Annotated in this window: 9 protein-coding genes; all 9 read left to right on the top strand. The window is 59.7% G+C overall.

What is annotated here, in order from left to right; translation table 11 throughout:
• Positions 1 to 28: 28 nt before the first annotated feature.
• The 9 genes from ACSSV4_RS15535 (at position 29) to ACSSV4_RS15575 (ending at position 11,335) form a co-directional block, all read left to right on the top strand.
• On the top strand, positions 29 to 910 hold the full coding sequence (locus ACSSV4_RS15535) for a recombinase family protein (RefSeq protein ID WP_454276007.1): 882 nt from the start codon (positions 29 to 31) through the stop codon (positions 908 to 910).
• Positions 911 to 1,044: 134 nt separating this feature from the next.
• On the top strand, positions 1,045 to 2,238 hold the full coding sequence (gene repA, locus ACSSV4_RS15540; protein WP_043754416.1) for a plasmid partitioning protein RepA: 1,194 nt from the start codon (positions 1,045 to 1,047) through the stop codon (positions 2,236 to 2,238).
• Positions 2,222 to 3,151 (top strand): plasmid partitioning protein RepB, encoded by a 930-nt coding sequence (gene repB / locus ACSSV4_RS15545; RefSeq protein ID WP_454276008.1) that lies wholly within the window; start codon positions 2,222 to 2,224, stop codon positions 3,149 to 3,151. The genes repA and repB overlap by 17 nt, the downstream gene beginning before the upstream one ends.
• Before the next feature lie 213 nt (positions 3,152 to 3,364).
• Positions 3,365 to 4,576 (top strand): plasmid replication protein RepC, encoded by a 1,212-nt coding sequence (gene repC, locus ACSSV4_RS15550; RefSeq protein WP_454276009.1) that lies wholly within the window; start codon positions 3,365 to 3,367, stop codon positions 4,574 to 4,576.
• 180 nt (positions 4,577 to 4,756) lie between these two features.
• Positions 4,757 to 6,925 (top strand): ParB/RepB/Spo0J family partition protein, encoded by a 2,169-nt coding sequence (locus ACSSV4_RS15555; RefSeq protein ID WP_454276010.1) that lies wholly within the window; start codon positions 4,757 to 4,759, stop codon positions 6,923 to 6,925.
• A gap of 99 nt (positions 6,926 to 7,024) precedes the next feature.
• Positions 7,025 to 7,498 carry a hypothetical protein gene (locus ACSSV4_RS15560; protein ID WP_454276011.1) on the top strand — a complete coding sequence of 158 codons (474 nt, stop codon included), beginning with the start codon at positions 7,025 to 7,027 and terminating at the stop codon, positions 7,496 to 7,498.
• Positions 7,499 to 7,901: 403 nt separating this feature from the next.
• Positions 7,902 to 8,066, top strand: coding sequence for a hypothetical protein (locus ACSSV4_RS15565; protein WP_009574204.1), 165 nt, complete (start codon positions 7,902 to 7,904; stop codon positions 8,064 to 8,066).
• Between the two features lie 345 nt (positions 8,067 to 8,411).
• On the top strand, positions 8,412 to 10,355 hold the full coding sequence (locus tag ACSSV4_RS15570) for a TIR domain-containing protein (RefSeq protein ID WP_454276012.1): 1,944 nt from the start codon (positions 8,412 to 8,414) through the stop codon (positions 10,353 to 10,355).
• Positions 10,352 to 11,335 (top strand): hypothetical protein, encoded by a 984-nt coding sequence (locus tag ACSSV4_RS15575; protein WP_454276013.1) that lies wholly within the window; start codon positions 10,352 to 10,354, stop codon positions 11,333 to 11,335. The genes ACSSV4_RS15570 and ACSSV4_RS15575 overlap by 4 nt, the downstream gene beginning before the upstream one ends.
• The last annotated feature ends 71 nt before the right edge of the window (positions 11,336 to 11,406 follow it).

An 11,406-nucleotide genomic window follows, 5' to 3' on the forward strand; every position in this document is an offset into this window, starting at 1 on the left:
ATATATTAAATTGCAAACGGCCCGTTTCATGCCCCTGATTGGCTATGCGCGCGTCTCCACCGAGGATCAGACCCCCCTGCCCCAGTCTGAGGCACTGCAGTCTGCGGGATGCGCCGAGATCTTTGAAGAGCACGCCTCGGGCGGCAATCGCGCGCGGCCCGTGCTTGCACGTGTGCTGGAGCGGATTGGCAAGGGCGACACGCTGGTCGTCGTGCGGATCGACCGGCTTGCGCGGTCTTTGTCGCACCTACTTGAGGTGATCGAAAGACTGGAGGGCAAGGGGGCGTTCTTCCGCTCGCTCCAGGACCCGATCGACACCGCCTCCCCTCAAGGAAAATTCACATTGCAGGTTCTGGGCGCCGCGGCCGAGTTCGAGCGCGCGCTGATACGTGAGCGCACAAAGGCTGGGCTTGCCTCGGCACGCTCAAAGGGCCGCGTCGGCGGCAACCCGGGTCTTCGCGTCAAGGACCCTGAAGCGCTGCGCAAGGTGCGGCTGGCGCGACAGGACGGCTACATGGAGCGCTTGAACGAAACTGCACAGGATTGGGTGCCCCATGTGCGCCGTTTGCGCCCCGATATGGCTTGGGAAGATGTCCTGCGGATCATCAATGGCCCCCTGCCCCATGATCGGCGCTGGACGCAAAGCCGCCTGCTCCGCGCCGTGAAGGCATACGTGGCGGACGGATTCCTGCCCGCTGAAGTGCTTGGACGCGCTGGACGTCGCGAAACCGACGATCGCCTGCCTGCGATTGTCGCCGCAATCAAAGGTGCTGACCCCGAGATCACCTTGCAGGCAATCTGCGACCGACTGGAATCCATGCGTGAGCGCACCCCTCGCGGTCGCACCAGCTGGCAGCCTTCCTCAGTCAGAATGCTGCTGGAGCGTGCTGAAAAGCTGGGGCTCCTCTGAGGATCACACTTGTGTTGGCCTAACCGATTGCCACTAAATCTAGAAAGTGCTTGCACGAATCTGGTTGGTCGGGCAATAGTCTCGAAAAATAACGCGCGGTCACATAAAAAACGCGCCCACGGATCGGGGCAGACATGAGCGAAGTAGAGCAGGATCTAGACATCGCCATCGGGCACTACGCGGAACTTCTCGCGTCGAACCTGCATGCTCAGCGCGCCGCACACTTCCCTCCGGATGCAAAGAAGGTGATGCGCACTTTGACTAGCGGCGAAGCTGCTGAGCTCCTTGGCGTCGACCATACCTATCTTCGGAAGCTTCATCGAGAAGGAAAGATCGTTGACGTTGAGACGACGGCTGGAAGTCATCGTCGCTATACGCTCGACGATATCTGGGAAATCCGGCAGACGCTTGAAGGAAACGCAAAAAAGTCTGGAACTTACGTGCCTGGGCGTCGCGACGGTGACGAGCTTCAAGTTGTTTCAGTGGTGAACTTCAAGGGCGGGTCCGGCAAAACGACGACGTCTGCTCACCTCGCTCAGCGCTTGGCGCTCAAGGGGTACAGGGTTCTTGCGATCGATCTCGACCCCCAAGCATCTCTTTCGGCTCTTCACGGAATCCAGCCAGAACTCGACCTTATGGAGGGCGGAACCCTCTATGATGCCGTTCGCTATGACGATCCGGTTCCGATCGCCGAAGTGATCCGCAAGACCTACATCCGCGGCCTTGATCTTATCCCGGGCAACCTAGAACTCATGGAGTTCGAGCACGAGACGCCTGCTGCTATCCAGCGAGGCGGAGCGAAAGCGTTCTTCGCGCGAGTTCATGACGCACTCGATAGTGTTGAAGCGAACTACGACGTTGTTGTGATCGACTGCCCGCCGCAGCTTGGTTTCTTGACGATGTCAGCACTTTCCGCGTCCTCGGGTGTCCTCGTGACGGTTCACCCGCAAATGCTTGACCTCATGTCGATGTCCCAATTCTTGCGAATGACCGCGGATCTCCTGGGAGTGATCAGGGATGCAGGCGCAAATCTGCGCTTCGATTGGCTGCGCTTTTTGCCAACGCGATACAAAGTCGGCGACGCGCCACAAACCGAAGTCATCGCTTTCATTCGCGGACTGTTCGGGAGGTCGGTCCTGACCAATCACATGGTTGAATCGACCGCAATTTCTGATGCCGGCTTGACCAAGCAAACGCTCTACGAAGCTGACAAGAAGGACTTCACGCGTCAGACGTTTGATCGTGCGATCGAATCCATGAACGCAGTGAACGATGAGATCGCTGAAATCATCCAGAACACATGGGGGCGGAATGGCAAGAAAGCCTAAACTTGGCCTGCCGCTGCAGACCCTTCGCAACGCTCCTGACGCTCTTCAAGGGCGCCGACTGCGTGGCGGTGTATTTGAGATCGATCCGGCGCAGATTATTACCGAAGGACGATTGGATGACAGGCTTCAGATTGAAATTGAGGGCCTGAAGAATTCAATCTCCAAGAACGGTCAGCGTGTGCCTGTCTTGGTCCGCCCACTGGAAGGCGATCGCTACAACCTGATCTATGGCCGCAGACGCCTGGAAGCATGTCGCGAACTCGGTATCAAAGTTCGAGCCATCGTCACGGAAGTTGATGGTGATCAAGCGCTTCGAGATCAGCTTCTCGAGAACCAAGAGCGTCGTGATCTGAGCTTTATTGAACGTGCGCTTGTTGCGACGGCGCTTCTGGACGGTGACCATTTGGAAGGGGCTGAGCGCACCAATCGAGGTGTCGCTGAAGTCCTTAACCTCCACGAAGCTGGGGTTTCACAACTCTTGAGTGTCGTTCGGACGGTCGGCGAGGAACTCATCCAGGCAATTGGTGCGGCTCCCGGGATTGGTCGCCCGAGATGGGAAGAGCTCAAAAAGGCCTTGGGTGCCTACGACGGTGATCGAGACCAACTGCAAGCCGTAGCTCATGCAGCCAAGTCCGAAAGTTCCGGCTCGGTCGATGAGGTTTCTGAGCGTGCGTTTCTCGCAGTTCTGGCAGCTGCGAAGAGCCCAGAGAAGAAAGCAAACCCGTCTAGAAAGGGCGTGCCTGCTTTGGCGATCCCCGGTGTCGGAGCTGCGACGGTCAAGACCGGCCGCCAAGGCAAGCAGCTTAAACTCGATCTGACTACGGATGAACCTGATTTTATCAGCTGGTTGGAGGGCAACGCCCCAAAGCTGATTACCGAGCTTCATGAGCGCTGGAAGCGTTCAGGAGACTGAGGAAGAGCAACCAACAAGAAGGAGGCACGATACAGGCAAAAAGAAAAAGGCCCCGAGAAGCTAGCTTCACGAGACCTTTGTAAGGTTTCGCACCGGGATTAGTCCGCTACAAAATCTCAGTTTTCGCACTTCTGAATGTAGCGTTCTGGCCCCTACCCCGCAAGCGCAAAGCGATTCGCGGGCCGCAGAAATTTTGCCTTCGTGAACGTTTTCATGGAGTACACACCGATTTCGCCGTTTATGCGGCCGATCTCGCACGCCCATCTGCGCGTGATCGAGCGACCCGAGGCATCTGTTCCGGGCAGACCCGTAAACAAGTGGGAACTCCTGCGCGAGCTCTCCAAGGCGCAAGCGGCCTTTGGCGTGTCAGAACGTGATTTGACTGTTTTGCAGGGGCTCCTCAGCTTCTTTCCAGACGATGCACTTGGCGGGAACGCCGAGATGGTAGTCTTCCCCTCGAACAAGTCGATCTGTGAGCGCCTGAATGGTATGCCCTGCTCCACTATGCGTCGTCACCTCGCGCGTCTTGTCGAGGCTGGTTTGCTCCAGCGGCGTGATAGCCCCAATGGAAAGCGCTACGTCCGCAAGCACGGCGAAGAGCGCGTCGCCTTTGGCTTCGATCTTTCCCCGCTCTACTGCCAGTCCGAGGAGATAGCACGGGCCGCAGAGGCCGTACGTGAGGCTGAGGAGCGCGTCAGGCGTCTGAGAGAGGTTGTAAGCCTCATGCGGCGTGATCTCGCGGCCCTCGCGGAGTTCGGAGATGAGATGCAGCCAAGCCTAGGCATCTGGGACCAGCTTCGTGACAAGGCTATCCTCACAGCGCGCGCGCTTCGCCGCAAGCTTTCAATTGATGACCTCGCGGCCTGTCGAGCCGATCTTGAAGCTCTCCTCGATCAGGCACGCAACATCATTGATGGCTCTGAAACAGAAGAAATGAACACCAATGATGCTCGATCTGAGCGTCACCATCATAATTCAAATAAAGAATCTATAGATCTTGAACCTGCTTTAGAAAAAAGCGGGGCGGCGGCTGGCGTGCCAGATGTGGACAGGGATGAGCCCGTGGCTGACGTCGATGAACAGGACACAAGACACCTGCCAAAGATCCCGCTGCACCTGGTGATCGCGGCATGTCCCTCGCTCAAGACCTTCTACCAAGGCGAAATCCGGCATTGGCACCAGCTTTTCGATGCGGCATGCCATGTGCGACCAGCCATGGGGATCAGTGCATCTGCATGGGAAGAAGCGCAGCGGTTCATGGGTCCGGAGCAAGCGTCGATCGTCGTTTCTGCCATGCTGGAACGCTTTGAGGACATCAGATCGCCTGGTGGATACTTGCGAGCTCTGACTGCCAAAGCTGTGGCCGGTGAGTTTTCCTGTGGGCCGATGGTCATGGCATTGATTGGACGACGATCTGCAGCTTAACAGCTGTTAAGGTTGAGAGACTGCGTACTGTTCCGCCACCTCAGGATTGACGACTTAACAGCTGTTAAGGTCCTGTCTCGGGAGTGTCAGAACAGGAGAGGGAAAGGTTTGTTGGTTGGAGGGGTGACGGGAAGTGAGATCGGAAGAGTGGCTTCCGGCGCCCGTCGTGGAGAAGATCTGATGGCGAAATCTGCCCAGAAAGTCACCCTGTCCCCGTCCCGGGACATTCCCTTCGACAAGCTCGTACTGAGCCAGGCCAACGTCCGGCGCATCAAGGCCGGCATCTCCATCGAGGAACTGGCCGAAGACATCGCCCGCCGCGGGTTGCTGCAAAGCCTGAGCGTCCGGCCCGTTCTGGCTGATGATGGTTCCGAGACCGGCAAGTTCGAGATCCCCGCTGGCGGTCGGCGCTTCCAAGCCCTGTCTCTGCTCGTGAAACAGAAACGTCTGGCCAAGACGACGCCCATTCCCTGCATCGTGCGGGATGCCAAGTCCACGATCCTTGCCGAAGACGACTCTCTGGCTGAGAACATGCAGCGTGCGGCCCTGCACCCGCTCGATCAGTTCCGTGCCTTCGTGGCGCTGCGGGAGAAGGGACAGGGCGATGAAGAGATCGCAGCCGCCTTCTTCGTCACACCGCAGGTGGTCAAACAGCGCCTGAAACTCGCCGCCGTGGCCCCTGCCCTGCTCGAGCTTTATGCCGAGGACGAAATGACGCTGGAGCAGCTGATGGCTTTCACGGTCAATCCGGATCACGAGCGTCAGGTTCAGGTTTGGGAGGCGATCCGGTCATCCTGGAACAAGGAGCCTTATCAGATCCGACGCATGCTGACGGAAACTACGGTGCGGGCCTCCGATCGTCGTGCCGTCTTTGTTGGCGTCGCGGCCTATGAGGTTGCTGGCGGCACCATGTTGCACGACCTCTTCCAGGGCGACGATGGAGGCTGGCTGGAAGACCCTGCCTTGCTGGATCGTCTGGTCAGCGAAAAGCTACAGGCTGAAGCCGAAGCGATTGCGACCGAAGGTTGGAAATGGATCGAGGTCTCGCTCGATCTGCCCTATGGCTACAGCCACGGTTTGCGGCGGCTGAGCGGAGACCCGGCGCCGATGACAGATGACGAAGGCGCGGCCCACGCCAAGCTGCTTGCCGAATACCGAGCGCTCGAAGAGGAATACGGGGGCCAGGATGAATTCCCCGAAGAGATCGACGCGCGACTTGGCGAGTTGGAAGTCGCGATGGAGAAGCTCGAGGCCCGGCCGCTGATCTTCGACGATGAGGAGATCGCACGGGCAGGGGCTTTCGTGACGCTTGATCGCTATGGCGAGCTTGCCGTTTATCGGGGCTTCGTGCGGCCCGAGGATGAGCCTCGGGAAGATGCCGACGTCCACAGCGGTGAACAGGCGGCAGACGGGCAGGGCGTTGAGCTTTCAGCGGGGAGCAATGTGGATGGTATCGGCCACGGCACGGTGATCACCTCTGCCGGTCAGGCGCTTGGCGCCAACGTGCCCGACGACGAGGACGATGGTGCGTTGAAGCCCTTGCCCGAGCGGTTGGTCATGGAACTGACGGCGCACCGCACCCTGGCATTGCGGGAAGCTGTCGGGCGTTCGCCTGACGTCGCCTTGACCTTGCTGCTCCTGAAGCTCGTCAGCGACACCTTCCGGACGTCCAGTTCGGCCGGCGGCTGCCTCGAGGCTTCGGTGCGTCACGTCTACATGTCGGCGCAGGCGAGCGGTCTGAAGGATAGCGTGGTGGCCAAGCTGGTGGATGATCGCCACGCCGAGTGGGAGGCCGACTTGCCGCTCGGCGACGATGCCGTTCTTTGGGACTACCTGGCTTCCCTCGATCAGGCGAGCCGGCTGTCCCTGCTCGCGCATTGCCTCAGCTTCGGGATCAACGCGCTCCACGAGAAGGTGAACCCCTATGGTGCTGGTATCTCGGCCAGCGGTTTGACCAAGCGGATGACCCAGGCTGACGTGGTCGCACAGGCGGTCGAACTCGACATGGTCGAGGCGGGTTGGCAGCCGACCGCCGATACCTACCTGAACCGCGTGCCCAAGGCACGGATCCTCGAGGCCGTGCGCGAGGCGAAAGGGGAGGGGACGGCGCAACTCCTCGATCACCTGAAGAAGGGCGAGATGGCGACCGAAGCCGAGCGTCTGCTGAAAGGCAGCGGCTGGTTGCCGGAGGTTCTTCGCCGTCACGATCTGGCAGCACTCGACGACGCGGAAGGGCAGGGGGCGCCTGAGCCCGTTTCCGACGCCGGCCAGGCCGAAGATGTCGACCTTCCCGCCTTCCTCACCGCTGACCTGCCGGGTGATGATGCGTCGATGATGGCTGCGGAGTGATCCGCGCCATCCGAGGGCGGGGAAACCCGCCCTCAATCAAATAAAATACAACAATATCAAGGAGATGAATGCAAAATGACGCATTCAGGATGAGGAATCATGTCTGCAACCACCATTCTCGACACCGCGCCCCTGGGCGCGCTCATTCGCTACACCGACAACAGTCCGAAACCGCCTGCGCGGTTCACGAAGAAACTCGCGGCCTGGGAACGCTCGAACGGCGTCGGCCGTCTTGTCAAGAAGGAGCCGCCGCGACCCTATCCGACCTGGACTGCGCCGGCGTCGTTCACGCTGCACGAGGGGAACTTCTCTTCGGACGGGGTCATTCTCGTGACGATCATGCGGACTCATTCGGCTGACAGTGCCTTGACCTTCGAGGTCGCTGAGGAACCACAGCCTGGGCAGGTGCGTGTCCTGCTGGATTTCGGCGGTTGCACTGAGCTGCTCCACCTGGCCGAGTCTGTCACGGCTGCCGAACTCTGGATCGCCAGGGAAGGCTATCGCAACACGCGGCTCGAGATCGTCGGCAGCGAGGACGGCGATAGGGCAGGGGACGCGGAACTTGCAGCCTGAGCCCATGTAGAACCCCAGGGGCCCGCCAAAGCGCGGGCCTCTCACCCATCACGACCCTGTCCCGCGAGATCGCGGGGCACCATAGGATCCAATCCAACACGGAACGCGGTCTTCTACCAAATGCCTGCCCGGGAGGCTGGCAGCGAAAGCATCGGCGGGACACCCGGCTCCAGTCAGCGGTCGCACCATCCCCCGCTCGCCATTCCCTTCCTTGCCCCGAATCCCGTCTTCGAGATCAACCCGCGAGGGGTCGGACTACGGGCTAGCCCGTGCCGCCGGGTGGATTCGGCCACGTTTCACTTTCCTGGGCCGAACGCACCCGGTGATGTCAGCCAGTCTTCGGGCCTGCGGGGTCCTGTCGCGCGGGGGATGGTCCTCCGCCTCCAAGATAGGAGCCAAACAGATGTCCCGCAAAGATGCACACGCCTTCGCCGCCTCCCTCGCCGCCACGCTCATGGTCTCGATCGTCGTCTTCCAGGCCGGTGATGGAACCTATGGTGCCGTCCCCGCCGATGAAATCGACGGCGACGAGGTCGTGATCGTCTCGGAATACGATCCCTTCGGGTGAGGCTTCGGCCTCACTTCCCGAGGGCCCAGGCGTGGCACAGGTGTGCACCTGGGCCTATCACCGACAAAAAGATCGGCAATGCCGATCGGTGGAACAGCGGTGTGCGATCTGGCGCACATCATGGTGCGCACAGGGGCGGAATGCCAACCTTCACGCTGACACATCAGTTGTCGCCTCAACGACGTGATCGCGGAAACCCGTTCCGGAAATGATGCCCGCAGGTTTATTTGGACTAACCCAGCCACATTGCACCTGCGCTCTAGATTCTCTCTGAGAAACCAAATCGGCATGTCTGTGCGGCAAATCTTGGGTGTAAACCGGACTGGATAGCGATATATAGATGTTATGCCTGTCGATTTCTCTGCCTTATCGCCCGCTGAGTTCGAGGCGCTTTCAGCCGATCTTATCGGCCGTGCTCTTGGCATCCGCTTCGAGCAATTCGGTGAAGGTGCCGATGGTGGAATAGATGGACGCCACGCGCCGGAGGCGCGAAGCCTCACGATCCTACAAGCCAAGAGATACGAGAGATCTGCTATCTCAGCTTTGAAGCGTGAGATGTCGAAGGAGCGCGCGAAGATCGATCAGTTGGCGCCCGATCGCTACATCCTGTCAACGTCCGTAGCGATGACCCCACAAAGGAAGCAGGACCTCGTGGAGATTTGCGGCCCCGCCATTCGATCTCCGGGAAACATCTTCGGGCGCGAGGATCTTGAGGCGTTGCTGCGCGCTCATCCTGACATCGAGGAAGCTCATCCCAAGTTATGGACCCCTGCGAGCGGTCGTACGTTGAAGCGGATGCTAAATGAGACGCTGGATGAGCGCGAGGGCCGCTTGACGCCACCTTCGGTCCTTCAAGCTTTGCTTCCAAAGCCAGGGATCGACAGCAAAGTTGAGGCGGAGGCGCAACGGGATACCCTGTTCCTCGTCGGAGTACGCCCCGACCACGACCAGTTCATTCTATGGCTCGGTCCAAAGCTCGAAGCGCACGGGTATCGCGTTTTTTCCGAAATCCTGACCCTCGAGCCTGGAGACAGATGGCACAAGGAGATTGGAGTGGCACTGGAGCACCGCGCTGCGAAAGTGCTTGCGGTGGCGGGCGCGGCCACACGCGCCAACGAAGACGCTATGGATCTCATTGACAGGGCGAAAACGCTTGCCGCAAGTCTCGGCGACGCTCGCTTGATAATCCCGCTACGGATTGAGGAGGGGGCCAAGATTGATGGTCTCCGCGATGCGACGCCTGCCGATTTCACACGCGGTTGGGCGGAAGGGCTTTCGAAGCTTCTCGAGACGCTGCGCCGCCAAGGCGTGACGTGCCGTCGTGAGAACATCGCGGTCGCAGCTCAATGGGACAGCTTCCGCAAGCGCGGTGCTGTTCCGCTGGTCCGCGAGCCAGAGTCCTTGGTCTCGAATTGGATTCAGATATTGGAAATGCCCGATGAACTCCACTTCTACGAGGCGACGGGAGCAGTCCAAACCGGCGTCCTCAACAGGCGGGTGCGAGGGCTGTCGTTTCCCGCCGTCGCGCATGAGCGAGGCGTGATCACCTTCGCTGCGCCCTCTGATGTTGGGGAAAGCCTCGGAGGCGTAGCGAAGTTGCGCCTACGGACTTCTGTGCCGGTTGTCGATGCGGTAGAAAAGGGTATGCCTGAGATAGGCGTCGCGGGACGTGATCTGTCGAACATGCTCACAGGCCTGTTGCGCGATGGATGGGAACGGCACTGCAGGAATATTGGCATGGTCGCCTATGCGTATTCCAACGGCGATGGTTTCCATGTGTCCCCTAACCAGGTCGCGATTGGTGAGCGGGTGCCCTGGGGTCGACAAGGTGAGCGCCGGTCGTCGATGCTGCGCAACATCGCCCGAAAGCATGTTTGGTCCTATGGGGTGACGGCGATTCCCCGAAACTGGCCTTTCTGGCACTTCCGTCTGAAAGCGCGCGTCCTTTTCGCGATGGATAACAATACGGAGCAGGGCGAACGCATAGATGATCCGAAGAAGATGCATCGCCTTCGCAGATCGGGCTGCAAGGGTTGGCGCAACAAGCAATGGCACGGACGGCTTCTGGCATTCCTTCAGATCATGTCGGGTGACTCAGCCTACATTCGGGTTCCGCTGGCTCCAGGCCAGGACATGCTTCTTTCCTCTGAGCCCCTTCTCTTCACGTCGCCGGTCAGTACAGCTCTTCCTGACGTGGGCGACCCGGATGCCGAGGAGCAGGACGAAAGCACGCTCGGGCGGCCAGCGGCTGACGACGACGATGCCGAGCCCGAAGGAGACGGTAAATGAGGTTTCCCGAAGCAAGCTTGATCGTAGATCACTTCGACGAGCCAGAACTCGACTTCCGCCATGACCAGAGGAGCCACCACCCAAAGGACGGCCTGTTTCTCTATGGACCTCATGACGGCCCACGGAAGCTTCGAGAAGTCCGAATTGGGGTTGTGGGAACGTCGGACGGGATCGGACACTTCCGATCTTGGAGCCGCCGGCTGCTTTCCGGGATACCGGTGCCGCCTCCGGGGCCGACGGAGAAGAAGGACCGTCTTCATCTCGCGGATTTCGCCGGGCTCGAAGAGACATTCGGCATTACTTTCGATCCAGATCGGCTCAGGTCCCTGACGGTCGAGTTTGACGCCATCGAGCGCGCGACCAGGGTGCAGAACATGCACGAGGCCGTCGATGCGGTCGCCCGTATCTACACTGAGCGCGTCCACAAGTTCAGGCGCAACGAGGAGGGTTCGATTGATGTATGGATGTTCGTCGTGCCCGAGATAGTCTACGAGCGCTGCCGTCCGGAATCGAGGCGGACCGGTTTGACCCTGGTCGCTGGAAAAACGCCCAAGAAGCAGCGCGCAAGGTCACCCCAGTCGTTCCTTTTCATGGACGAACGGTTTGATCCGCGCATCGAGGACGTGTTTGACGACATTCCCGACTTCCGTAGGCACATCAAGGCGACTTTGCTCTCGATCGCGCCCTCTCAGATCCTGCGCGAGTCGACCCTTGAGCCGACAGCGTTCCTCAACAGTGCGGGCTATCCGAAGCGAACCACCCAAGACCCTGCGACAGTGGCGTGGAACATCGCGACGGGGCTTTACTACAAGACTCAGGACCGACCGCCCTGGAGGCTGTCGAACGTGCGCGAAGGGGTATGCTACATCGGGATGGTCTACAAGAACCTCCCAAACAACCGCGATAATCACGTCTGCTGCGCGGCGCAGATGTTTTTGAGTGAAGGCGATGGCGTGGTGAGAACGGCGGTGCAAAATTAGACCACGGTAGCGCCGTCGTATTGGCGGTGCGGGCGGCGTAAAAGTCGTCCACTTTTTCCCTTCTTGCGGCA

The organism is Roseovarius sp. MBR-154 (genome assembly GCF_053628595.1).